The organism is Streptomyces sp. NPDC056738, from assembly GCF_042790435.1.
In the GTDB taxonomy this organism is placed as follows: Bacteria; Actinomycetota; Actinomycetes; order Streptomycetales; family Streptomycetaceae; genus Streptomyces.
In genome coordinates, this window is the sequence record NZ_JBHTZF010000005.1 from 314,843 (window position 1) to 337,683 (window position 22,841).

24 protein-coding genes are annotated in these 22,841 nt (G+C 71.7%); 18 read left to right on the forward strand and 6 right to left on the reverse strand.

Translation table 11 applies throughout. The features are described 5' to 3' along the window. Nucleotides 1-86 precede the first annotated feature (86 nt). The 18 genes from ACFRIC_RS15555 to ACFRIC_RS15640 all read left to right on the forward strand — a co-directional run bounded on the left by ACFRIC_RS15555 (nucleotide 87) and on the right by ACFRIC_RS15640 (nucleotide 16,638). The gene (locus ACFRIC_RS15555) at nucleotides 87-1,277 is read left to right on the forward strand and encodes a glycosyltransferase family 4 protein (RefSeq protein ID WP_382785070.1); all 1,191 of its coding nucleotides are present in this window, start codon (nucleotides 87-89) and stop codon (nucleotides 1,275-1,277) included. After that, a complete protein-coding gene (locus tag ACFRIC_RS15560) occupies nucleotides 1,274-2,017 on the forward strand; it encodes an NTP transferase domain-containing protein (protein ID WP_382785073.1) in 744 nt (247 codons plus the stop codon). The genes ACFRIC_RS15555 and ACFRIC_RS15560 overlap by 4 nt, the downstream gene beginning before the upstream one ends. Next, nucleotides 2,010-2,570: an NUDIX hydrolase gene (locus ACFRIC_RS15565; RefSeq protein ID WP_382785075.1), complete on the forward strand. Its 561-nt coding sequence runs from the start codon at nucleotides 2,010-2,012 to the stop codon at nucleotides 2,568-2,570. Before ACFRIC_RS15560 ends, ACFRIC_RS15565 begins: the two co-directional genes overlap by 8 nt. Before the next feature lie 14 nt (nucleotides 2,571-2,584). After that, nucleotides 2,585-3,559, forward strand: a complete 975-nt coding sequence (locus tag ACFRIC_RS15570; protein ID WP_382785077.1) for an NAD-dependent epimerase/dehydratase family protein — start codon at nucleotides 2,585-2,587, stop codon at nucleotides 3,557-3,559. Further along, nucleotides 3,556-4,584, forward strand: coding sequence for a hypothetical protein (locus tag ACFRIC_RS15575; RefSeq protein WP_382785080.1), 1,029 nt, complete (start codon nucleotides 3,556-3,558; stop codon nucleotides 4,582-4,584). Before ACFRIC_RS15570 ends, ACFRIC_RS15575 begins: the two co-directional genes overlap by 4 nt. Continuing rightward, a complete protein-coding gene (locus ACFRIC_RS15580; protein WP_382785083.1) occupies nucleotides 4,581-5,210 on the forward strand; it encodes an SIS domain-containing protein in 630 nt (209 codons plus the stop codon). Before ACFRIC_RS15575 ends, ACFRIC_RS15580 begins: the two co-directional genes overlap by 4 nt. Beyond that, on the forward strand, nucleotides 5,207-5,827 hold the full coding sequence (locus ACFRIC_RS15585) for a D-glycero-alpha-D-manno-heptose-1,7-bisphosphate 7-phosphatase (protein ID WP_382785085.1): 621 nt from the start codon (nucleotides 5,207-5,209) through the stop codon (nucleotides 5,825-5,827). The genes ACFRIC_RS15580 and ACFRIC_RS15585 overlap by 4 nt, the downstream gene beginning before the upstream one ends. Then, the gene (locus ACFRIC_RS15590) at nucleotides 5,799-6,470 is read left to right on the forward strand and encodes a transaldolase family protein (RefSeq protein WP_382785088.1); all 672 of its coding nucleotides are present in this window, start codon (nucleotides 5,799-5,801) and stop codon (nucleotides 6,468-6,470) included. The genes ACFRIC_RS15585 and ACFRIC_RS15590 overlap by 29 nt, the downstream gene beginning before the upstream one ends. A 29-nt stretch (nucleotides 6,471-6,499) precedes the next feature. Then, on the forward strand, nucleotides 6,500-7,438 hold the full coding sequence (locus tag ACFRIC_RS15595; protein ID WP_382785090.1) for a branched-chain amino acid transaminase: 939 nt from the start codon (nucleotides 6,500-6,502) through the stop codon (nucleotides 7,436-7,438). A gap of 25 nt (nucleotides 7,439-7,463) precedes the next feature. After that, nucleotides 7,464-8,405, forward strand: coding sequence for an FkbM family methyltransferase (locus ACFRIC_RS15600; protein WP_382785093.1), 942 nt, complete (start codon nucleotides 7,464-7,466; stop codon nucleotides 8,403-8,405). 21 nt (nucleotides 8,406-8,426) lie between these two features. Further along, on the forward strand, nucleotides 8,427-9,143 hold the full coding sequence (locus ACFRIC_RS15605) for an HAD family hydrolase (protein WP_382785095.1): 717 nt from the start codon (nucleotides 8,427-8,429) through the stop codon (nucleotides 9,141-9,143). Nucleotides 9,144-9,357: 214 nt separating this feature from the next. Beyond that, nucleotides 9,358-10,725, forward strand: coding sequence for an MATE family efflux transporter (locus ACFRIC_RS15610; protein ID WP_382785098.1), 1,368 nt, complete (start codon nucleotides 9,358-9,360; stop codon nucleotides 10,723-10,725). 53 nt (nucleotides 10,726-10,778) lie between these two features. Further along, nucleotides 10,779-11,924: a glycosyltransferase family 2 protein gene (locus ACFRIC_RS15615; RefSeq protein WP_382785100.1), complete on the forward strand. Its 1,146-nt coding sequence runs from the start codon at nucleotides 10,779-10,781 to the stop codon at nucleotides 11,922-11,924. 2 nt (nucleotides 11,925-11,926) lie between these two features. Then, a complete protein-coding gene (locus ACFRIC_RS15620; RefSeq protein ID WP_382785102.1) occupies nucleotides 11,927-13,282 on the forward strand; it encodes a DegT/DnrJ/EryC1/StrS family aminotransferase in 1,356 nt (451 codons plus the stop codon). Then, entirely contained in the window at nucleotides 13,266-14,102 is an 837-nt protein-coding gene (locus ACFRIC_RS15625) for an HAD-IIB family hydrolase (RefSeq protein WP_382785105.1), read from the forward strand. The genes ACFRIC_RS15620 and ACFRIC_RS15625 overlap by 17 nt, the downstream gene beginning before the upstream one ends. Next, nucleotides 14,102-15,133, forward strand: coding sequence for a Gfo/Idh/MocA family protein (locus ACFRIC_RS15630; protein WP_382785923.1), 1,032 nt, complete (start codon nucleotides 14,102-14,104; stop codon nucleotides 15,131-15,133). The genes ACFRIC_RS15625 and ACFRIC_RS15630 overlap by 1 nt, the downstream gene beginning before the upstream one ends. A gap of 38 nt (nucleotides 15,134-15,171) precedes the next feature. Further along, nucleotides 15,172-16,173, forward strand: coding sequence for a LacI family DNA-binding transcriptional regulator (locus ACFRIC_RS15635; protein WP_382785108.1), 1,002 nt, complete (start codon nucleotides 15,172-15,174; stop codon nucleotides 16,171-16,173). A gap of 111 nt (nucleotides 16,174-16,284) precedes the next feature. Continuing rightward, the gene (locus tag ACFRIC_RS15640) at nucleotides 16,285-16,638 is read left to right on the forward strand and encodes a hypothetical protein (RefSeq protein WP_382785111.1); all 354 of its coding nucleotides are present in this window, start codon (nucleotides 16,285-16,287) and stop codon (nucleotides 16,636-16,638) included. 33 nt (nucleotides 16,639-16,671) lie between these two features. Here ACFRIC_RS15640 and ACFRIC_RS15645 read toward each other — a convergent pair whose 3' ends face one another. The 6 genes from ACFRIC_RS15645 to ACFRIC_RS15670 all read right to left on the reverse strand — a co-directional run bounded on the left by ACFRIC_RS15645 (nucleotide 16,672) and on the right by ACFRIC_RS15670 (nucleotide 22,794). Further along, on the reverse strand, nucleotides 16,672-17,688 hold the full coding sequence (locus ACFRIC_RS15645; protein ID WP_382785114.1) for a ScbA/BarX family gamma-butyrolactone biosynthesis protein: 1,017 nt from the start codon (nucleotides 17,686-17,688) through the stop codon (nucleotides 16,672-16,674). A gap of 52 nt (nucleotides 17,689-17,740) precedes the next feature. Then, complete coding sequence (locus ACFRIC_RS15650; RefSeq protein ID WP_382785117.1) at nucleotides 17,741-18,214, reverse strand: flavin reductase family protein; 474 nt, start codon at nucleotides 18,212-18,214, stop codon at nucleotides 17,741-17,743. A gap of 136 nt (nucleotides 18,215-18,350) precedes the next feature. Beyond that, nucleotides 18,351-19,463, reverse strand: a complete 1,113-nt coding sequence (locus ACFRIC_RS15655; RefSeq protein ID WP_382785119.1) for an LLM class flavin-dependent oxidoreductase — start codon at nucleotides 19,461-19,463, stop codon at nucleotides 18,351-18,353. A 205-nt stretch (nucleotides 19,464-19,668) separates the two neighbouring features. Next, the gene (locus ACFRIC_RS15660) at nucleotides 19,669-20,940 is read right to left on the reverse strand and encodes an ATP-grasp domain-containing protein (RefSeq protein WP_382785122.1); all 1,272 of its coding nucleotides are present in this window, start codon (nucleotides 20,938-20,940) and stop codon (nucleotides 19,669-19,671) included. Between the two features lie 187 nt (nucleotides 20,941-21,127). Continuing rightward, entirely contained in the window at nucleotides 21,128-22,498 is a 1,371-nt protein-coding gene (locus ACFRIC_RS15665; RefSeq protein ID WP_382785125.1) for a PLP-dependent aminotransferase family protein, read from the reverse strand. A gap of 2 nt (nucleotides 22,499-22,500) precedes the next feature. Then, on the reverse strand, nucleotides 22,501-22,794 hold the full coding sequence (locus ACFRIC_RS15670; RefSeq protein WP_382785128.1) for a YciI family protein: 294 nt from the start codon (nucleotides 22,792-22,794) through the stop codon (nucleotides 22,501-22,503). Between the last annotated feature and the right edge of the window lie 47 nt (nucleotides 22,795-22,841).

Genomic DNA, 22,841 nt, shown 5'->3' on the forward strand with positions numbered 1-22,841 from the left:
GCCCTCTCCACCCCGTCGATCAGGCCGGAACCGCGGTCGCGGCCCGGTCCCGTGCGCCCACACCCGGAAAGGAGGACCGCCTCGCCATGCCTTCGCGCGTGCTTCTGCTCACCTCCGCGTTCGCCCCGACGATGGGCGGCGCCGAGTCCTACGCCCGCACGGTCGCCCACGGCCTGGCCGACGCCGGCCACGACGTCCTCGTCGTCACCGACACGGTCGCCGGCACACCCCCGAGGGAGACCGACGGCCCCGTCCGCGTCATCAGACTCGGCGGATACCGCGGCCTGCTGGAAGACCCCAGCAAACTTCCCTGGGAACAGCTCTACTTCGGCCTCCTGCCCGAACTCGCCGACGTCGTCGCCGAGTTCGGACCCGACCTGATCCTGGCCAACAGCCTGGAGACGACCGTCGCCGGCCGCGTCGTGGCCGACGAACTGTCCATCCCGCTGGTCGGCGCCTACCACGAACACGCCCCGCTGGAAGAGCCGTTGGGCATCGGCAAGACCATGCTCGGCTACCGCCGCATGGCACCCGACCTGGTCCTCGCGGGATCACACTCCTACGCCGCCCGCGCCCTGGCCCACCTGCCCGCCGAACGGGTCGCCCTCATCCACCACGGAGTCGACACCGACGCCTTCACCGACGCCCCGCACACCGCCCCCCTGCGACAGCGCGTCCGCGCCCGCTACGGCATCGCCGACGAGGACCTGCTCGTCGTCTGCGCCGGGCGGCTCAAGCCCCGCAAGGGCCAGCGGGAGCTCATCGAGGCGTTCGACTCCCTCGGCCACCCCGCCCTGCGGCTGCTGCTGGTCGGGGGAGTCAGCTCCGCCTCCCAGGACTACGCCGACCACCTGCGCGCCCAGGCGGCACGTATCGGCGCGCCGCGGTTGCGGCTCGACGAATCCGTCACCGTCCAGGAGATGCCGGGCATCCTCGCCGCCGCCGACATCGTCGCCCAGCCCAGCCACTCCGAAGGACTCGGTCTGTCCCTGCTGGAGGCGATGAGCGCCGCACGGCCCGTCATCGCCACCCGCATCGACGGCTTCGACGAGGTCCTCACCGAGGAGGGGCTCGCCCTGCGCGTCGACCCCGAAGCCCCCGAACAGCTCGCGGGCGCCCTGGAAGCGCTCTGCGCGGATGCGGACCTGCGGCGCGGCCTCGGCCGACGGGCCCGCGCCCACGTCCTGGCCCGCTTCTCACTGCGCCGCATGATCGACCGTACGGACGCGCTGCTGCGCGAACTCGCCGTCCCCGCAACGGTCCGAGGCACCCGATGACCCCCCTGGACGCGGCCCGGCCGCCGCAGGTCGTCATGCTGGCCGGCGGACTCGGCACCCGCATGGGAGCGCTGAGCGCCCGCACCCCCAAGGTCCTCCTGCCGGTGGGCGGACGCCCGTTCCTGGCCCGGCTGCTCGACCACCACGCCCGCCAAGGGGTGCGCGAGCTCCACCTGTGCCTCGGCCACCTGGCCGATCAGGTTCTGCGGTTCCTCGACGTCCACGGCACGGCGGGGATGCACGTCACCTGCACGGTGGAGACCGAACCGCTGGGAACCGCGGGCTCCCTGCGGCTCGCCCTGCCCCACCTGGCCGACGAGTTCGCCCTCGTCATGGGCGACAGCCACACTCCCGCCCCACTGGCCGAGCTGGCACACCGCTGGCACGCCTCGGGCCTGGACGCCGCGATGGCGGTGCTGCGCAACCACGACTGGCTGGTTCCCGGCAACGTCGCCGTCCAGGACGGCCGGGTCACCACGTACGACAAGGGCCGGCCCCCGGGAACGTACGCCTTCGTCGACTACGGCATCACCCTGCTGCGCCGGTCCGCCGTCGAACACCTCCCCGGCAGCGGGAACGCGGACCTCGCCGCGCTGTACGCCCCGCTGGTCGCGACGGGCCGACTCGCCGCACTGGAGGTGACCGAGCGCTTCTGGGAGATCGGATCACCCGCCGGCTACGCCGAGTACGACGCGCACGTGGCCGCACTGGACGCCGGGAGTGACCGTGTCCATGCCTGAGAACACGCCCGCGCCCAAGACCCGGCGTACCGGCCGCGTCGTCCACCGCACCCCGTGGATGACCGTCCGCGAGGAGGAGTTCGTCCGTGCGGACGGCGGGACCGGACAGTTCACCGTCGTCACCCGCGCCGACTTCGTCGTCGTCCTGTGCGACACCCCCGAGGGGCTGCTCATGACCGAGCAGTACCGCTACGCCGCGGCCCGCTGGAGCCTCGAACTGCCCCAAGGAGGCCTGGAACCGGGCGAGTCGGCCGCGCAGGCGGCCCTGCGGGAACTGCGGGAGGAGACCGGCTGGCACGGCGGCAGCGCCGAGATCCTCGCCGAGGACCTGTACGAAGCCGCCGACTGGGCCACCCAGCGTTTCACCGTCGTACGGGTGCGCGGCGGCCGCCCGGGACCCGCGTCCCCCGAGGCCGACGAAGCCATCGCCGCCGTCCGCGGCGTGCCGCGCCCCGAGCTCGCCGCCCATGTCCTGGCCGGCCGTGTCGTCGACGCGGCGACCCTGGCCGCCCTCGCCGTCGAGTCCGCGAAGTCCGCGGCCGACGTGTCCTGATCGAAGGAGACTTTGTGACCGTCCTGATCACCGGGGCCGCGGGCTTCATCGGCAGCCACGCCGTCCGCCGTCTGCTCGCGACCGACCGCACCGTCGTGGCCACCGACATGGTCGCCCCCGCCGAGGCGGAACGCCTCACCGACCTGCTGGAACACCCGCGACTGCGCTACGTCCCCGGAGACCTCTTCACCCTCCTGCCGGACCTGCTCGAAGGCATCGACGAAGTGTGGCACCTGGCCGCCAACGCGGACATCCCCTTGGGCGCCCGGGACACCGAGATCGACCTCAGGCAGTCCGCAGGCCTCACCCGCCACGTCCTGGAGGCCATGCGCACCCACGGCGTGACCACCATCGTGTTCCCCTCCACGAGCGGCGTCTACGGCGACCGGCTCGGCCCCCTCGTCACGGAGGCGGACGGCCCCCTGCTGCCCAACTCCCTCTACGCCGCGGGCAAGGTGGCCAGTGAGGCACTGATCTCCGCCTACTGCGCGATGTTCGGGCTGCGCGCCCGCATCTACCGCCTCGGCAACGTGCTCGGCGGACGGATGGGCCGGGGCATCGTCCGCGACTTCCTGCGCAAACTGCAGGAGAACCCGGCCGAGTTGCACGTCCTGGGCGACGGACGGCAGCGCAAGAGCTACGTGCTGATCGACGACATCGTCGCCGGCATGGACGAGGTCACCCGGGCCACCGAAGGCCCCGGCCACCCCGCGTGCGAGGTCTACAACCTGGCGGCGGGCGGCAGCGTCGACACCGCGGGCGTGGCCGCGCTCGTCGCCCGTGCCCTGGACCTCGACCCGCCGACGATCCGCACCGACGAGGCGGCCCTGTCCTGGTCCGGCGACCAGCCGGTGATCGAACTGTCCATCGACAAGGTGCTGTCCACCGGCTGGCGCCCGCGGCACACCGCCGAACAGTCCGTACTGGAGGCCGCCCGCCGCATGCTCGCCGAGCAGCGCAGCCCGGCCACCACCGGGGCCCGCGCATGAACGGCGGCCCCGAGCCCGGCACGCTCGTCGTGGCCAGCACACCACTGCGCCTCTCCCTGGGCGGAGGCGGCACCGATCTGCCGTACTACGCCGACAGCTTCGGCGGCGACGTCCTGTCCATCGCCATAAGCCTGCGCGTCACCGTCGCCGGGCGCCTCGGACGACTCGACGGACGCTTCCGCTACAGCCACGAACAGACCCTCCACGGCGACAAGGGCCACGACCTCGGCGACCCCTACGTCGCCGCCGCACTGGAAGCCTCCGGCCTCGACGAACCGTGCGAGATCACCTCGTTCGGACCGGTTCCCGCGGGCACCGGACTGGGCAGCTCCGGCGCGTTCGCCGTCAGCCTGCTCGCCGTCACCGAAGCCCTCGCCGGCCGCGACCCGCTGGCCGCGGGCCGGGCCGGGCTGGCCGAGGCCGCCTGGCAACTGGAGGCCGTGCGCCTGGGCCGGCCGGTTGGACGCCACGACCCGTACGTCTGCGCGCTCGGCGGCCTGCGCCGCCTGCGCATCGCCACGGACGGCACCACCGAGGCGAGCACGCCACCCGTCGCACCGGCCACCCTGGACCGGCTCCAGCAGCACCTGTGCCTCTACTACACCGGCGTACGCCGCGACAGCACCCGCCACCTGGCCGCCCCCGCACGGGGCCGCGAGGACAAGATCGCCGCCCTGCACTCCATCAAGGAGATCGGCCACGAGATGACCGAGGCACTGTGCGCGGGCCGCGTCGACGACGTCCCCGCCCTGCTGCGACGGCACTGGGAGGTGAAGAACGCCGGTGCCCCGCCCTCCAGTTGGGACGGCGCGTACACCACCGCCCTCGGCAACGCGGCACTCGCCGGCAAGCTCGTCGGCGCCGGCGGCGGAGGCTTCCTCCTCCTGTACGCCGACCCCGACCGCCGCGACCGCCTGGACGCCGCCATGCGCGAACAGGGCCTGCAACCGGTGCCGTTCACCTTCTCCACCTCGGGCACGACCCTCACGCGCGTCCACCTCGACGAAAGGGACCCAGCGCTATGACCGTCACTGTCGAGACCCCTCCGGGCGTCGACCTCGGCACCCGCTTCCTGGAAACCCTCGCCGCCGTCGCCGGCGACCTGGACCACACCGCCGTCGACCGCATGGCACAACGCCTCGCCCGGGTACGGGCCGAACAGGGCCGCGTCTTCCTGCTCGGCGTCGGCGGCGGCGCGGGCAACGCCACCCACGCCGTGTGCGACCTGCGCAACCTCGCCGGTCTGGACGCCCACGCGCCCACCGACAACGCCGCCACGCTCACCGCCGCCATCAACGACCGCGGCTGGCGCTCGGCCTACGCGGAATGGCTCACCTGCGCGAACATCGGCCCCCGCGACGCCGTGATGGTCTTCTCCGTCGGCGGCGGCAGCGAGGAACCCCCCGTGAGCGTCAACCTCGTGGAGGCCCTGCGCACCGCCCAGGACTCCGGGGCGTACATCTGCGGCGTGGTCGGCCCCGACGGCGGAGAGACCGCCCGCATGGCCGACGAATGCCTGCGCGTGCCCGTGAACGACCGGGACTACCGCACCACACACACCGAGATCTTCCAGTCCGTCGTATGGCACATGCTCATCGTGCACCCCCTGCTCGCCGTGACCACGCCGCGCTGGGAGTCCCTTCGGCCATGACCCCCGACGCCCTGCTCCTGGACCGCGACGGCGTTCTCAACACCCTGTGGCACGAGCCCGACCTCGGCACCGTCGACTCCCCGCACCGACCCGACCAGGTGCGCCTGATGCCCGGCGCCGCGCAGGCCGTACGGCGGGCCAACGAGGCCGGCGTCCCCGTGATCGTCGCCTCCAACCAACCGGGCATCGCCAAGGGGAAGTTCACCACACGGCTGCTGACCGCCGTGACCGGAACGCTGCTCCACCTCCTCGCCGAGCAGGGCGCCCACGTGGACCACGTCTACTACTGCCTGCACCACCCCGAGGCCGCCCTGCCCCGGCTGCGCGCCGACTGCGCCAACCGCAAACCGGCCCCAGGACTGCTGCGCGAGGCGATACGGCACCGCGGCCTGCGCGCGGAGCGCTGCTGGTTCGTCGGCGACACCCCGAGCGACATCGCCGCCGGACGGGCCGCCGGCTGCCGTACCGCCTGGGTCGGCCGCACCCGGTGCGACGTGTGCCCCACCCGGCGCTCGGCCCGGCCCGACCTCGTCGCCCCCGACCTGATGACCGCCGTCACCACCATCCTCGAAGAACCCGGAGACCACCGTGAAGCTCTTCCTCGACAGCGCCGATGAGAACCACGTCAAGTTCTGGTCCGGCCAGGGCATCCTGGACGGGGTCACCACCAACCCCAGCGTCCTGCTGCGCGACGGCGTCACCGACCCGACGGCGACCTTCGCCAGCCTCGCCCGCCTGATCGCCCCCGGCGTCCTGCACGCCGAGGTCACCGCCGAGTCCGGCGCCGCCCTCGTCTCCGAGGCACTCATGCTGAGCGAGCTCGGCGACAACGTGGCCATCAAGGTCCCCATGCTCACCCCCCACGGGGTGCCCTGCCTCGCCGAGATGCACGAGCTCGCCGGCGCGGGCGTCCAGGTCAACACGACCGCCTGCCTCTCCTACGGCCAGGCCGCCCTCGCCACCAAGGCCGGCGCGCGCTACGTGAGCATCATGCTCGGCCGCGTCGACGACGAGGGCGGCGACGGCGCCGCCGTCATCGAGGAGGTGCGCCGCTGGCTCGACCGCTGGGGCTACCACACGGAGATCATCGCGGCGAGCCTGCGCGGCCCCGGCGACGTCCGGCGGGCCATGGACGCCGGCGCCCACTGCGTCACCGTGCCCCCCGCCATCCTCGCGAAGCTCGCCGACCACAAGTACACGCGCCACACCGTGCAGGAGTTCCTCGACGCCGCCGACGCCACCGCCGCCAAGGCCGCCTGAACCCACCCGCCCCGACCCGAGGACACGTCATGGCTGAACTCTCCACTCCCGACCACATCTGGTTCGACGGCGCGGTCCGTCCCTGGCACGAGGCGCGCGTCCACGTCTGGACCGAGACCGTGCTGCGCGCCGCGAGCGTCTTCGAAGGACTGCGCGGCTACTGGAACCCGCAGGAGTCCCGCCACTACTTCGTGCACCTCGACCGCCATGTGCGACGGCTGCACGACTCGGCCAAGGTCACCCGCATCCCGCACACACTCGACGAGGAGACGCTGCTGAAGGCGCTGAGCGAACTCGTCAGTGCCCTCGACTACCGCGAGGACATCTACGCGCGGCCCACGCTCTACCTGGAGAAGGGCCGCTACACCGCCGACGCCTCGGCGATGCAGGCCGGGTTCTTCATGCCCGTCTTCCCCTCCCCGCGGGAGAAGACCATCGACACCGGAATCACCTGCCTCGTCTCCTCCTGGCGGCGCTCCGGCGACGACACCGCACCGCCGAAGGTCAAGGCCGCGGCCAACTACTACAACCTGCGCCTGGCCCGGCTGGAGGCCGACACCCACGGCTACGGCGAGGCGATCCTCCTCAACAGCGCGGGCAAGGTCGCCGAGACCGGCGGCGCCTCCGTCTTCATCGTCCGCGGCGACACCGTCGTCACCCCGGGGATCAGCGAGTCGATCCTGGACAGCATCACCCGCGCCAGCGTGATCGAACTGCTCCGCGACAGCCTGGGACTCCGCGTCGAGGAACGACAGGTCGAACGCACCGAGCTCTACCTGTCCGACGAGGTCTTCCTCACCGGCACGCTGTGCGAGGTCACCCCCGTCGTCGGAGTCGACGGCACCCCCGTCGGCCAGGGACGGCCCGGCCCGGTCACCACCGCCGTCCAGCGGGCCTACTACGAAGCCGTCCAGTCCGGCTCCGCCGACACACGCGGGTGGCTCACCGCCGGCCCCCGCCTGGGCTGACACCCCCACACCCCGGGAGGCAGGCATGAACTACCTCAGACGCGATGAGGACCCGCAAGCCCTGTCCGGCCGTGCCCTGCTCGCCCGCGAAGGGCGCGCCCTGCTGGCGGACCTCTCGGCGGTACGAGCCGCCCACCCCGGCCGGAGCACCGGCCTGAGCCGGTGGATGCTCGCCTACCACTGGGCGATGGCCACCGGCCGCAACGGCCCCGGCACCCGGCACAGCCTGTCCCTGGGCTCCGGCCTGAACGCGGTCACCTGCGTCTTCCGCCATCACGCGAGCGACCTGTTCGTGCTGCGCGAGGTGTTCGCGGAACAGATCTACTCCTTCCCCTACGAGGAGCGGCTGGGCCGGCCCGTCGAGCGCGTCCTCGACCTCGGCAGCAACATCGGCCTGTCCCCGCTGTACTTCTCCTCCCTCTTCCCCGACGCCGAGGTCGTCTGCGTCGAGCCGGTGGCCGAGAACGTCGCCGTGCTGCGCCGCAACAAGGAGGCCAACCGGCGGGACTGGCGGATCGAGCACGCCGCCGTGGCCTCCGCACCCGGCCACGTCACCCTGCACACCAACGGCTGGTGGTCCTCCAGTTCGACCAGCGCGCCCGTCGCCCGCGCCCGCGAGGAGGCCGCCCACCGGCCCGAGGCCCGGCTGCGCCGTCCGCCCACCCGCGTCCCCGCCACCACCGTCGGCGACCTGATCGCCGCCGCGGGCTGGGCCGGCGCCGACATCGTCAAGATGGACATCGAGGGAGCGGAGGAGGACGTCCTGCTCCACGGCGACACCGAGTGGCTGGCGGACGTGGGCGTCCTGGTCCTGGACATCCACACGAAGTACGTCGACCGGCCCCGGATCGAAGAGGTCCTGCGCCATCACGGATTCCGTCCCGCCGCCACCGCCGGACCCCACTCCGCGGTCTTCCTGCCGGCCCGGACCCGCCGCCCGAAACCGGCGCGCACCGCCCGTGCCTGACTTCGCCCCGAGGAGATTCCCGTGCCGCACGCCCCGCTTCCGCCCGCCCCCGATGCCGTGCTGTTCGACGCCGGCCTCACCCTGATCCATCCCAGCGGCGAGGTCCTCGCCGAGGAACTGGCCGCCGCCGGACACACCGGCGTCGACCCCGCCCGCGCCACCACCGCCCTCGTCCTGGCGGCGGAGGCCCGCCACCTGCCGCTGCCCACCAGAACCGGCGGCACGGACAAGGTCGCGCGCACCTTCGCCGCCCTGCTGGGCCTCGACCCCGACGCGGTGGTGCCCGCCGTCCTGTCGGCCCTGTCCCGGCCCGACCTCTACCGCGACATCGACCCCGAGGCCGCCTCGACCCTGCGCGCCCTCTCCGAGCAGGGACTGACCCTCGGCGTCATCTCCAACTCGGAGGGAACCGTGCGCGACGAACTCGACCAGGCCGGCCTCCTGCCCTACCTGGAGGTCGTGGTCGACTCGACCGTCGTCGGCTACGAGAAGCCCGACCCGCGCATCTACCGCCACGCCCTGGACCTGCTCGGTATCGACGGCGAACGCTGCTGGTACGTCGGCGACGGCCTGGTCAACGACGTCCTCGGCGCGCTGCGGGCCGGTTTCGGCCACGGCATCCTGTACGACCGCTTCGGTGCCTACGCCCACCTGCCGCACATCCCGCGCCTCACCGCGCTGTCCCAGCTCCCCTCGCTGACCGACGCGGCACGCGACCCGCTCCGGGTGGTTTCGTAGCCGGGCAGGCTTCCACGGCCCTGTCGGGAGACGGACGCGCCGCACTCGAGGGCCGCTCGAACTCCCTTCCCGCGGAACGGATCACGTGGCTAGCATCCAGTCGATCACTGGCGCGGATTCGTCCTTCCCGGCGCAGTCTCCGGAACCGAGGTCCGCGATCCTCAAGGTCGGCAGTCCCCTTCGGGGATTCGGGGGAGCGGAGGGAAGAGACATCGTGCCACCCAAGGTGAACATCGGAGTCTTCTCCCTCAGCTGGCCCATCTTCCTGCAACTGACCCTCACCTATTGCATGGGGCTCGTCGACATATGGGCGCTCGGCCGGATATCGGACGCGGCCGCCGCTTCCGTCGGCTCCGTCAACACGGTCACCACCTTCGTGCTCATGATGTTCTCCTTCATGGGCCAGGGCGGCAGCCTCGTCTATTCCAGAATGATCGGCCAGGGGAAAACCGAACGGGTCCGGGAGTGCTATTCCGTCGCCTTGATCCTGCACGTTCTGCTCGGCGTGGTCGCGAGCGTCGTCCTGCTCGTCGAGGGAGAGGCGATCGCCCGACTGCTGGGTCTGCACGGACAGCTTCTGCGCCACGGGACCACCTTCCTGCACATCGTGGGGGGAAGCTGCGCCCTCCACTCCCTCATGGCGATGCTCGGCGGCGTCATGGCGGCGAACGGATTCACCCGAGGGGGCATGTTCGCCGCCGTCCTCACGAACATCACGAACATCGCCCTGATCTACCTCCTGGTCCTGTCCCCGGTGGGACCGGGCTGGGGCGTCCGCGGGATCGCGTTGTCCACGGCCCTGGCCACGGCGGCCGGCCTCCTGTTCAGCGCCTGGCTGGTCCTCTTCCGGATCCGCGTCCGGTTCCGGTGGCCGTCGAGCAGGCGGCACTGGCGCGAACACGGCCTGCTGCTCGTCTCGTTCACCCTGCCCACCATGCTGGAGCCCGCCTTCTGGCAGGCCGCCCAGATCTTCACCACCCGCATCATCACCGCCGTGGGCTCCGACGAACTCGCCGCCCGCATGTACACGTTGAGCATCACCAACATGATCGGGATGTTCGGCTCGGCCCTCTCACAAGGGCTGCAGATCACCGTCGGCCATCTCGCCGGCGCCGGGGAGATGGACCGGATCCGCCGCGTCACCCGGTCCACCAGATGGGCGGGCGCGGCGATCGCCGCCGCGCTCGCACTGGTCGCCGGCCTCTCGGGCGGCTGGATCATGGAGCAGTTCACGGACTCCGCGCAGGTCGCCGAGTCCGGGCGGCTGCTCCTGTGGTGCGGCCTGCTCTACCTGCCGGGTTCCTCCCTGATCATGACCACGGCCGGCACGCTGCGCGCGGTCGGGCAGGTCACCTACCCGGCCGCCGTCGGCATCCTCGTCCTGTGGGGGGTCTTCATCCCCCTCGCGTACGTCCTCTCACTGCCGCTGGGCCTCGCCATCGGCGGCATCATGATCGCCATGGCGGTCGACGAGAACCTCCGGGCCCTTCTGCTCGGCATCCGCTGGCGGCGCGTCTCCGCACAGCCGAAGGACCACCGCGGCGTGGAGCGGCGACTGCCGGCTCCCGTCGCCGAGAGCTGACAATCCGCTGTCACCACGATTTCCGCACGATTTCCGTCACGGGGGAGCATTACGTGAAAGCCAGTCTGGTCATCCCCACCTACAACTCCAGGGATCTCGTCGTCCCCTGCCTGATGTCCCTGAACCATCAACGGCTAGAAGGGAACGACGCGTTCGAGGTCGTCCTGGTCGACGACGGTTCCACGGACGGTACGGGAGAACGCGTCGACTCGTTGCCGCTCACCTATCCGATCCGGCGGATCCATCTGCCGCGCACCGAGAACTCCTGCCGTTCCGCGGCACGCAACGCCGGAATCCGGGCGGCGGACGGAGAACTGATCGTCTTCGCCGACGGTGACCAGATCATCGACCCGGAGTTCATCCAGGAGCACATTCGGTGCCACCGCGACCGCGGCGATGTCGTCGCGATCGGATTCCGGGACTATCTGGAGCCGGGAACGGTGGATCTCGGCCTGCTCGAAAAGGGCTTCACCCCCACGGCCCTTCCTCCGGTCGCGGACCGCGACGAGCGGGCCCAGGTCACCGACGCCCTGTCGCAGAACATGGGGAATCTCGCCACGGGATGGCACTTCCTCTACGGCTGCAACGTCTCCGTGCGCAAGGAACACCTGCTGGCCGTCGGCGGGTTCGACGAGAACATCAAGAGGTGGAGCTTCGAGGACGTCGAACTCGGCTACCGCCTCCACCGGCACGGCCTGACCCTCGTCCACAACCTGTACTCCCGGGTCTATCACCAGTTCCACCCGGAATCCGGCCAGGAGCGCTACGACGACTGGCGTGAGAACTTCGCCTACTTCACCACGAAGCACCCGGAACTCGAGGTGCGGAACCAGTGGGTGCTCGACGCCTACTTCGATCCGGACCGCGTGAGCCGCCCGAGCTGGTTCGAGGCCTACCTCCGCTTCGAGTTCGCCTGTCGGGCGATCGCGGGACGGCTGCCGCTCGGACGCTCGTACGAGGTCCTCGTCGTCGATGCCGCCGGCCTGGACACCGCCGAGGCGGAGATCGCACGGGCCGGGACGGCGGGCGACCTGATCGTCGTCGACACCACGGACGACCGGGGTCTTCCGACCGCCGTGCAGACGATGCGGACGGGACACGAACTGCTCTACTTCAAGCAGCCGGGACCCGACCTGCTCAAGCAGACGGCGGGCTCCTTCGGCTGCGCCGCGCTCCTCGACCGTGCGGCAGGTGCGTGACGATGACGACGACGACCCGTCCGGCACCCACCTTCACCGGCGACAGCACCGGCATCCACCGGCTCGTCGGCGACGTACAGCGCGACGACATCCCGGCGTACAGGTGCTCCACGGCCCTGGCCAACCAGGCCCTTGCGGCCCTCGTCGCACAGCAGCCGCGCCGGCTCGCTCCCGCGGCCGAGGGCTCCGTCTTCGCCGCGGACCCCCGCCGGTCGGCCACGGACCCGGTGCCCTTCCTGCCGAGGACGCGCCTGCTGACCCCCGACGAACAGCGCACGGCCGTCGAACGCTTCGCCCGAGCCGTGGCCGACGGCGCGCTGACCAGCGGACCCGCGGCGGCCGAGTTCGAGGACGCCCTGGCGGAATTCCTCACGGTGCCGCACGCGGTGGCCACCAGCAGCGGCACGGACGCCCTGATCATCGCGCTGCGGGCCGTCGGGGTCGGTCCGGGCGACGAGGTCATCCTGCCCGCGAACAGCTTCGCGGCCACCGAGAACGCCGTCTGGGCCTGCGACGCCACCCCGGTCCTCGTGGACGTCGACCCGGAACGCCTCACCCTGGATCCGGCCCTGGTCGAGGCCGCCGTCACCCCCAGAACCCGCTCGATCCTGCCCGTCCACCTGTACGGCCGCCTCGCCGACATGACGGCACTCGCCGAGATCGCCCGGCACCACGGCCTGCACATCGTGGAGGACGCCTGCCAGGCCATCGGCGTCACCGGCGTCGGACAGCACTCCGACGCCGCCGTGCTCAGCTTCAACCCGTACAAGAACTTCGGCCTGACCGGCAAGGCGGGAGCCGTGGTGACACGCGACGGCGAGATCGCCGAGGCGGCCCGGAAGCTGGCCTACCACGGCTTCGATCCCGAGCGGAAGAACGTCAAGCAGGACCTGTTCGGCCTCAACGCGAAGATCGACAACTCCACCGCCGCGGTCGCGATGGGCCTGCTTCCCCGCCTGACCCTGAACAACTACCGCAGAGCCTTCCTGGCCAAGCGCTACCTCGACGGCCTGGCGGACCTCGCCGCGTCCGGCCTGGCCGCCCTTCCCGACTTCACACCCGACCACGCCTGGCACCTGTTCGGCGTACGGACGACCACCGGAACGGCCGCCAGGGACGAGATCCGCCGGCACCTGCGGACCACCGGCGCGGTGGAGACGGACGTCTACTACCCCGTGCTGACCCACCAGCAGCAGACACCGATGCACCGCAAACACTTCGCCCACCTCACGCTGCCCCTGACCGAACAGGCGCACGCGACGGTCTTCCACCTGCCCCTGCACAACCAGATGTCCCTGTCCGAGCAGGACCGCGTGATCGAAGCCCTCCATGACGCATTCCGTGCCACCGCGCACTGACATCCCCCCGCTGCCCGCACCCGCCACCGTGCGCACCGTGGCGTTCTGCGACTTCGACGAGACCTATCTGGCGCACGCCGACACGCCTGCCCAGCAGCACTCCCGCCGGACCCTGGAGGACTATCTGGTCCGCGCCGGCGAACGGCACGGGCTGCTCTTCGGCTGGGTCACCGGCAGCTCCCTGACCTCCGTACTGCACAAGGCCGCCGGCCACGGCCTGCGCTTCCTGCCGCACTTCATGGCCTGCTCACTGGGCACCGAGCTGTACGTGGCCGGGGACACCGGACCGGTCCCGGAGCCGGACTGGCACCAGCGGCTCCCGGCCGCCGAACACGTCAGAGGCCTGGCCGAGGAAGCGGTCCGGCAACTGCGCGCCCTGGACGTGCCGCTGATCCCGCAGACCTGTCGCGCCCCGGACAGCCGCGTGGTCAGCTACTACTACGCCGCACAGGATCCCGAGCGCGACGCCCGGCGGCTCGCCCTGATCGGACACATCGCGGACAGGACCCTCCTCCAGGTGAACCTGAGCCGCTGCAACCCGGCCGCCGGAGACCCCGAGGACTGCTACGACGTCGATTTCCTCCCCCGCGGCTGCGGCAAGCGGAAGATCGTCGAACACATCTGCCGCCTTCACGCGGTGAACACGGCACAGGCGTTCGCCTTCGGCGACAGCGGCAACGACCTGGAGATGCTGAAGGCCGTGGGGCGGGGCCTGCTCGTCGGGAACTGCACCGACGAGGCCCGCAGCCGCCATCCCCGTGTGTCCGCCGGCCGTCACACCGACGCGATCCTGTCCGAGCTGGAAGGAGCCCTGCAGTGATGCGAGTGGGAATCGTCGGCGCCGGCGGCATCGGCCACACACACGCCCGGGCGGTGGCGGCCAGCGACACCGCCTCCCTGGCCGGCGTGTTCGACCTCGACCAGGACAAGGCGTGGGCTCTGGCGCACGCCATGGGAACGACGGCGTTCACCACCCCCGCCGGCCTGTACGAGGCGGCCGACGGGGTCGTCATCGCCTCACCGAACCGCACCCACGCCGACTACGCGCACGAGGCGATCGCAACCGGCCTGAGCGTGCTGTGCGAGAAGCCCATGGCGGTCTCCCTGGCCCAGGCCACGGGCATGCGGACCCTCGCCGCCGACGCGCCGGGGATCTGCGCGATGGGATTCAACTACCGCTACCTGCACGTGATCAGGGAGACCCGCCGGCACATCGACGAGGGGACGCTGGGACGGATCCTGCACGTCGACGTCGCCTTCAAACGGGCCAGCGCCCTCACGCGCAAGCACTTCACCTGGCGCGACAGCGCGGAGGAACGCCTCACCAGCGGGGCACTCGGCGATCTGGGCGTCCACCTGATCGACCTGCTCCACTTCCTCTTCGGCGGTCCCGTCGATCCCGCCGCCTGCCAGGTCGCCCTCCGGACGAAGGTCGCCCGCAAGGGGAGCCGGACCGTCGAGGTCGACGACCACACCTTCGTCAGCGGACGGCTGCGGACGGGGCCGTCCTTCACCCTGACCGCCTCCAAGGCCTCGCAGCCCCACGAGACCGGCCTCACCCTGGCCCTCACCGGGACCCGGGGAGAACTCACCCACGACTCCAAGGACGGGCCGGTCCTCCAGCTCCGGACCGGTGTCGACTGGGAACAGATCAAGCTCCTGGGCACCGCCCGGCTCGACGACCCGCCCGGAGAGGTGACCGGCTGGGCGGACTCCTTCGTCGACCAGCTCCACGACTGGACCCGCGCCGTGACAGCGGCCCCCGGCCCCCGGACCCTGGCGGACTTCGAGGACGGTCACCGCGCCCAGCAGGTGCTCCAGGACCTGCTGAGGATCGGAGCACGCGGTTGACCTCACATCCCCGACGACACCGCCCCACGCTGGAGGACGTGGCCCGGCGGTCCGGAGCCTCACGTTCCACCGTCTCCCGGGTGATCAACGGCTCGCCACGGGTCAGCCCGGACGTCGTCGAACGGGTCCGCGGCGCCGTCGCGGAGCTCGGCTTCGTGCCCAACCAGGCGGCACGAAGCCTCGTCACCCGGCGCAACGACGCCATCGCCGTCGTGGTGACCGAACCCCAGAACCGGCTCTTCGTCGACCCGTTCTTCGACCGGCACCTACGCGGCATCCGGCAAGAACTCGTCGCACAGGGAGCCCAGTTGGTCCTCCTGCTCATCGAGGAGCCGGACGACTACGCCCGGGTGGGCAACTTCCTGGCCGGCCGCCACGTGGACGGCGCGCTGCTCTTCTCGCTGCGTGTCGACGACCCGCTGCCCGAGACGGTCGACCGGATGGGCCTGCCCGCCGTCTTCGGAGGCAGGCCCCTGCCCGGCCCGCGAGACGAGGGGCACACCTACACCTACGTGGACGCCGACAACCGCGGCGGCGCCGCCGAAGCCGTCCGCCATCTGGTCGCCCGCGGACGCGAACGCATCGCGACGATCACCGGCCCGCTCGACCAGGCGGCAGCGCTCGACCGCCTCGACGGGTACCACGACGTCCTGCCCCACAGTCCGCCCCACCTGATCGACGAAGGCGACTTCACCGTCCAGGGCGGAGCGGACGCCATGCGACGGCTGCTGGAGCGCGACCCCGCCCTGGACGCGGTCTTCGCGGCGTCGGACCTGATGGCCCGCGGAGCGCTGCGCACCCTGCGGGAACACCGCCGAGCCGTGCCCGACGACGTCGCCGTCGTCGGCTTCGACGACCTGCCCCTGCCCGAGGAGGGGAACGAACCACTCCTGACGACCGTGCGCCAGGACATCGAGGGGATGGGCCGCCTCATGGCACGCCTGCTGTTCCGACGGATCCACACCACCGGCGCCCCGGCCGCCGGCGGCACCGACCCGGTCGTCACCCCGACCCGCCTGATCCTCCGTGAGACGGCCTGAACGACGAGCCCGGCGCACCATCGAGAGACACGGCATGCATGACATCCGTCATGCCAAAGGACGTACACCGGGCACTGGGTGAAGGACACGTCACGGTCCTACCGTCGTCCTATGACGAAAACGGGTGGCAACGACCAGCAGAAGACCGATGTCAAGGTGAGCCTGATCGGCGGTCACCGGCTCACGGGTGAGACGCTGCACGAGCGCACGCTCACCGTGTCGCTGGTCGGAGGGGCCGACGTCGACCTCACCGGCATCGAGATCCCCGACGGTGCCGAACTGCGCATCACCAAGCTGAGCCTGATCGGCGGCGTGAGCCTCAGGGTGCGTCCCGACGTGGTCGTGGAGGTGCGCGGCATCCGCCTCGGCGGGGTCAACGACGCCGGCCCGAGTGAACCGGGCGGCCCCACGGTCCGCATCGACGCCTGGGGCCTGCTCGGCGGAGTCGTCGTCACCCGCGGGTGACGACGCCGCCGTCCCGTGCGCGCCCCGCCGAGGTCAGTCGCACAGAGCCGCCACCACCAGGCTGTCGAAGACCAGGGTGCCGCTCTGCGAGGCGGTCACACGGACCGCCGTGTCCTCCGACGCGTCCTGCTGGGGGAGCGGGGTCGCGGCGATGTGGCACGCGAGGTCCAGCTCCACGGGGCGGTGGAAGGCGCTGCGCACCTCGATCGGCAGAACGCGGTACGGGGCGCACACCGCCTGGGCCGCCTGGCGGGCGGCCTCGAGCAGCAGCATGGCCGGGACGTGGTCGACGGGGTGGTCGAACAGCGCCGGGTGACTGGGGTCGACCCGCAACTGCCAGGTGTGGCCGCCCCGGCCCGAGCGCGCGGCCGGGACGCCGAGCACCACGTCCCGTACGTCGAGACGCCCCACGACGGGCGGCGGCAGGGGCTCGGGCAGCCGGGGCAGACCCGTCGGCGGCCCGAGCCGGTCCCCGCGCAGCCGGGCGTACGCGGCGGGCGACAGGACGTCGAGGCTGATGCGGCCGGCACCGACGAAGGCGTCGTCGTCGCGCAGCAGTTCGGCCTCCACGGTCATGACGCCGGTCGTCCCCGCACCCGCACCGGCGTCCGGCTCCCCGTCCGCGCCGGGAGCCCGGTCCGGGTCGGGGGAGCGCGCCATCTCCAGCCGGATCTCGGCGGGCCGGCTGCCCAGGAGGAGCGCGGCCGGGGACACCTCGATGTCGAGTTCGCCGACGATCCACCGGTGGCCGCGGGGGATCCCGTAGTAGGTCTGGCCGACCAGCAAGGACGCCTGTCTCAGCGACTCGGCCGCGAGCAGGGGGTCGTACCAGGTGCCGGCGATCGGCGTGTAGAAGGCGTGGCCCCGGGGCCACTGGGCGCCGAGGAAGAAGGTGTCGGCACCCGTCCGCTGCCAGTCGGTGATCAGGACGTCGGCGATGGCGCTGCGGTCGACGAGGTGACGGGGTGCGGTGCGCAGGTAGGAGAGTTCGCCCTGACCGGAACCGTGGTCCGATGCCAGGAACGCGCGCGAGGGTTGGATCAAAGACACGCGGGTCTGCCCTTCTCGTGGCCGGTGGTGGGGCGGGCGTCGGCGGCCCGGGTCAGGCGACCAGTTCGGCGAAGCGTCCGGCGTGGAAGACCAGCGGGCCCTCGGTGTCGGTGACGGCGCCCTCGACGGCGTCGGCGATGACCAGTTCGTGGTCGCCGGCCTGGTGGATGGTGGCGATACGGCAGTCCAGCCAGGCCAGACCGTCCGCGGGTATGGGGTGACCGGCTCGGGTGGAGTCCCACTCGACGCCGCCGAAGCGGTCGGCGCCCCGGGTGGCGAAGGTGCGGCACAACTGCGCGTGCTGCCCGCCCAAGATGGTCACGGCGAAGCTCCCCGCCTCCCGGATCGCCGGCCAGGTGGTCGACGTGGACGCCGCGCACAGGGCGATCAACGGCGGGTCGAGGGACACGGAGGTGAAGGAATTGACGGCCATGCCCACGGGGCCGGTCTCCGTCTGCGCGGTGACCAGGACGACCCCGGTGGTGAACCGGCCCAGGATGTCGCGGAAGGAACGCTGCTCCAGCATGTGAACTCCAAAGGTTGTCTGGTGGCCGGGCAGGGTCGGCGCGGGGGCGGAACCTGCCGCCCCCGCGCCCTATGACGGTCCCCGCACCGGGTGACTCGCCCGCGCCGGGCGGTCCGCCCCGCGCCGTGGGCGACGATCAGCGGCCGGCGCGGCTCGCGATGGCCCAGTCCACCGCTTCCTGCGGGCGCGCCGCGGAGCCGGTGATCTGGGGGGACACGTACCGGGCCAGCAGCTCCAGGCTGAGGTTGGTCTTCTCGTACGAGGTCCAGTCGGCCACGTAGACCAGGAGCTTGCCGAAGCCGCCGGTCGCCTCCTGCATGCGCCGGATGCCCTGCACGACGTCCTCGACCGAGCCGACGAGCGCGCCGCCGGCCTCGACCCGGGCCTCCAGCGCCCGCTCCCGCGGGGTGTCGGGGCTGATGACCTCACGGCCGGCCGCCTTGCCGAAGTACTCGAACAGCCAGCGGTCGTAGCCCTCGCGGACGTCGGCGAACGCCTGGGCGCGCGTCTCCGCGACGTGGACCGGAAGCGCGATGCGCCAGTCCTCGCGCCGCAGCGTCTGACCGTGCTCGTCCGCGGACTCCTCGGCGTACTTCCACTGCTGCGCCAGGCCTATGTGGTCCGGGGCGCCCGGCGTCATCAGCGCGAAGGGCAGCGCGAACGACGTCATGCTCAGGCCGTACTTGCCGACCAGGCGCGGGCTGGAGGACGAGGTGCCGCTGGTGGCCATGGCCACCTCGATGCCGTCGGGGTTGAAGCGGGGCAACTGCAGCTTCGCGTCCTGGAGTTCGTACCAGTCGGTCTTCTGCGTGATCCGGGAGTCGCCGTTGACGAGCTCCAGGACGGTCGGCAGGGCCTCGTCGAGGCGCCGGCGCTGGACGTCGGGCGCGAGGCCGAACATCTTCGCGTCGAAGGGGACACCGGGGCCGACACCGAGGATGTAGCGGCCGCGGCTGAGGTGGTCGAGGTGGACGGCACGGCTCGCGACGTGGAAGGGGTGGTGTCCGGACAGCGGTACGACGCCGTGGGCCAGCTTGATCTGGCTGGTGCGCTGGGAGGCGGCGGCGATCATCGTCTCGGGGGCGCCGACCAGGCCCCAGCCCAGGGTGTGGTGCTCGCCGAACCACGCCTCGTCGAAGTTCAGGCGGTCCGCGTGCTCGACGAGTTCGAGGTTGCGGCGGACGGCGAGGTGCGGGTCCTGGCCGGTCTCGTGGACGGGGGACAGGAAGAGACCGATACGGCTGTGCACAGCATTCCTCCGAGGAATATGAAGACGGAACTGGGTCTGGAGCTGGATCTGGATGTGGATCGGAATCCGGATGTGGTTCTGAACCTGGATCCGGACGCGGATCCGGACGGCGGCGCGGGTGCGAAGACCCGCGCCAGGCGGCCGAGGACTCGCGCAAGGCGGCTGAAGACTCGCGCAGGACGGCGGGCCGCGGACGTGGCCGCGACTACTGCTGCGGCGTGACCCGGTAGACGCTGTCCTTGAGGCCGCGGACCTTCTCGTAGTCGGCGTCGAGCTGCGCCTCGTCGCGCGCCGTGAGGTAGACGCGCATAGAACTGGTCAGCAGGTCGGTGGTGGGGCGGATCCGGGAGCCGGGAGCCAGCTTCAGGCCGGCCAGGAACACGCTGTCGAGCGCGCGGATCTCGTCCACCGCCGTGGCGTCGACGCTCTCGACGACGCCGTCCTGTTCGGTGGGGGTGTTGTAGACGACGCCGGGCTGCAGCCGCGTGTAGACGCGGCCGCCGTACTCCCGGCGGAACTCCTCCGGCCGCACATACGCCCGGGCGGCGAGCCCCGCCTGGTTGTGGCCGAGGCACACGTCGTGGAAACCGGCATGGATGTTGCCGTTGAGGCGCGTGCCGATCTCGACCAGCGCCGGGCCCTCTTCGGTCATGATGACCTCGGCGTGCGCGGGCCCCCAGCGGACGTCGAGGGCGGCCAGCACCTCGCGTACGTACGCCACCAGGGCCGGCACCGGACCGGCGTCCGCGGCGAGGAGGATGTCCCGGTTGTAGATGTTCTTGCCCGAGGGCAGGAGCGTCTTCTCGTACTGCCACACACCGCAGGCGTAGTGCTCGCCGTCACTGCTGACCGTGTCGACGATGTACTCGGTGCCCTTGAGGTACGACTGGACGAGGATCTCGGTGTTGGCCGCGCCGAAGATGTCCTGCGAGGCCAGTCCGGCGGAGGCAGCGGCCGCCACGTCCGCGGCGTCCTCGCAGATGTACACGCCGTCGGAGGCGGCCGAGCTGAGCGGTTTGACCACGACCGGGTACGCGCCCCGCTCCTCGGCCCAGCGCACCAGCTCCCGCACGTCGCCGCTCTTGAACTGGTCGGCGCACCGCACACCGGCCCGCCGCAGCGCCTCGATCATCTCGTACTTGTCCCGGCGGGCCGACGACAGACGGGTGCCGTTGGACGGGACGCCGAGCGCCTCGCTGAGGCGGTCCGCCAGCGGTACGGCGCCCTCCTGTCCGGCGACCACACAGGCCGGGGCGTACGGACGGAGCCGTTCCAGCAGCGCCTCCTCGTCGCCCTCGACGATGTTCTCCTCGTACTCGGACAGGCCGGGCGCGAGCATCGAGGGGATGAGTTCCGGGGTGCTCTGCACGTGGACGACCCGTGCACCGGTCTCGGTGAAGGCCGCGGGGTAGAAGTTTCCGGCGGAGTAGCCGTCGACCACCACGACGGTGGGTCGCTGACTGCTGGTCAGGCTCATGGTCGTCCTTCTTCTGACGCGACGCGTGGTCGCTGGTTCACCAGGGGGAGTGCACAGCGGGGTGCGGTGGGGCGGAGGGCGCGGTGCTGTGGGGCCGCGAGGTGCGCGGGGCCGTACGGTGTACGGGGCGTACGGGGACGGCGGGGCGCTACGCGCGCGGTGAGGCCGCGATGAAGCGGGGCACGCGCTACGCGCGCGGTGAGGCCGCGATGAAGCGGGCCAGGCGCGCGATGCCCTCGCGGATCGCCTCCGGCGCGAGGTTGCTGAAGCCGAGCCGGATCTGCCGCTCGCCGCCACCACCGATGTGGAACATGCTCATCGGCGCCCAGCTCACGCCGTACTCACGGGCGCAGCGCTCCATCTCCGCCAGCCCGGCCTCGAACCCCACCTCCACGGTGAGGAAGAAGCCGCCGCGCGGGGTGTTCCAGCGCACCTGGTGCTCGGCGTACCGCTCGGGCGGGAAGTGCTCGGCGAGGCTGTCCAGCGTGACCTGGAGCCGCTCCAGGTACACGGCGGCGAGCTCGCGGGTCGCGGGCCGCAGGGTGTGGCCGTTCTCGACGAGGATGCCGCCGACCACGGCCTGGGACAGGGACGACGATCCGACACTGAACATGGCCTTGGCCCTGGACAGTTCCTGCGCCAGCGTGCGCGTGACGCCGTCCGCGGCGGTGACCGGCTGGTCGGCGACGAGATAGCCCAGGCGGGCGCCCGGGAAGGCCGACTTGGCGAACGAACCGAGGTAGAGGACCCGGCTCGCCGTGTCGAGCGACTTGAGGGTCGGCATGGCCTCGCCGTCCCGTGCGAACAGCCCGTAGGGGTTGTCCTCCAGGATGAGCAGGTCCTCCTCTGCCGCCACCTCCAGCAGGCGCCGGCGGGCCTCCAGCGGCAGCACGGTGCCGGAGGGGTTGGAGAAGTCGGGGACGAGGTAGACCGCGACCGGCCGCCTGCCCCCGGCGCGCACGGCGCGCGCCGCCGCGGCCACCGCCTCGGGGTCGAGGCCGTCGGGACCTTCGTCGATCCCCTCGACGGGGATGTCGAGCATCCGGGCCGCGCCGCGGATGCCGACGTACGCGGGGGAGACGCTCAGCAGCACGTCGTCGGGGCCGGCGAACAGACCGCGCAGGGCGACCAGCGTCGCCTCCTGGAAGCCGTGCGTGATCATGATGGCCTCGGCGGGGACGTCGATGTCCTCGTCCTGCCGCAGCATCCGTGCCACGTCGTCCTGGATGAAGCCGTTCACCGGTCCGTACTGGAACAGCATCCGCGTGATGCGCTGCTGCGGGACGCCCCGCTCCTGGAGGTGCTTGACGTAGCGGTCGATGTGGAACGAGAGGTCCGCCAGGTCGTGGTTCCCGTCGTACGGCGCTCCCGAGGAGAAGGAGAGGGCGTCGGGGAACTTCATGGCGGTCTCGCTGAGGATCCGCATCGAGTCCATGGCGGGGTCGGCGATCCCGGCGTGCAGCGCCTCCTGACGCAGCGCCACCCAGCCGCTGTCCGCCGCTTCCGGTTCCGACGGCGCGGGCGCGGTCGGCGATGCGGGCGATGTCGTGGTGCTCAAGGTCAGATCTTTCCTTCCGTGATCCAGTTGCCCTTGCCGGGCGACCACTGGCGGATGCGGGTGGCGGCGACGATCCCGCCCTGTACGTAGGGCTCGGCGTCCAGCACCTTCTGGAGCTCGGCCCGGTCCTCGACCTCGTAGAGCAGCAGGCCGGCGTTCTCGTCGGCCAGCGGCCCGCCGAGGAGCAGCACGCCGCTCTCGGCGAGGCGGTGAAGGTTCTCGGCGTGCGCCGGGTGCAGTCCCTGGCGTCCCGCGCGGTCCACGTTGTACTCGAATTCGACGACGAACTTCGCCACGGTTGTCTCCTGTCCGTTCTTCCTGGTCCCGCCGGTCCTCTCGGCCC

What these genes read in the sequence shown, in the direction of transcription:
- ACFRIC_RS15555 (WP_382785070.1), top strand. Translation starts at nt 87, where the DNA reads ATGCCTTCGCGCGTGCTTCTGCTCACCTCCGCGTTCGCCCCGACGATG.
- ACFRIC_RS15560 (WP_382785073.1), top strand. Translation starts at nt 1,274, where the DNA reads ATGACCCCCCTGGACGCGGCCCGGCCGCCGCAGGTCGTCATGCTGGCC.
- ACFRIC_RS15565 (WP_382785075.1), top strand. Translation starts at nt 2,010, where the DNA reads ATGCCTGAGAACACGCCCGCGCCCAAGACCCGGCGTACCGGCCGCGTC.
- ACFRIC_RS15575 (WP_382785080.1), top strand. Translation starts at nt 3,556, where the DNA reads ATGAACGGCGGCCCCGAGCCCGGCACGCTCGTCGTGGCCAGCACACCA.
- ACFRIC_RS15580 (WP_382785083.1), top strand. Translation starts at nt 4,581, where the DNA reads ATGACCGTCACTGTCGAGACCCCTCCGGGCGTCGACCTCGGCACCCGC.
- ACFRIC_RS15585 (WP_382785085.1), top strand. Translation starts at nt 5,207, where the DNA reads ATGACCCCCGACGCCCTGCTCCTGGACCGCGACGGCGTTCTCAACACC.
- ACFRIC_RS15595 (WP_382785090.1), top strand. Translation starts at nt 6,500, where the DNA reads ATGGCTGAACTCTCCACTCCCGACCACATCTGGTTCGACGGCGCGGTC.
- ACFRIC_RS15600 (WP_382785093.1), top strand. Translation starts at nt 7,464, where the DNA reads ATGAACTACCTCAGACGCGATGAGGACCCGCAAGCCCTGTCCGGCCGT.
- ACFRIC_RS15620 (WP_382785102.1), top strand. Translation starts at nt 11,927, where the DNA reads ATGACGACGACGACCCGTCCGGCACCCACCTTCACCGGCGACAGCACC.
- ACFRIC_RS15630 (WP_382785923.1), top strand. Translation starts at nt 14,102, where the DNA reads ATGCGAGTGGGAATCGTCGGCGCCGGCGGCATCGGCCACACACACGCC.
- ACFRIC_RS15640 (WP_382785111.1), top strand. Translation starts at nt 16,285, where the DNA reads ATGACGAAAACGGGTGGCAACGACCAGCAGAAGACCGATGTCAAGGTG.
- ACFRIC_RS15650 (WP_382785117.1), bottom strand. Translation starts at nt 18,214, where the DNA reads ATGCTGGAGCAGCGTTCCTTCCGCGACATCCTGGGCCGGTTCACCACC.
- ACFRIC_RS15660 (WP_382785122.1), bottom strand. Translation starts at nt 20,940, where the DNA reads ATGAGCCTGACCAGCAGTCAGCGACCCACCGTCGTGGTGGTCGACGGC.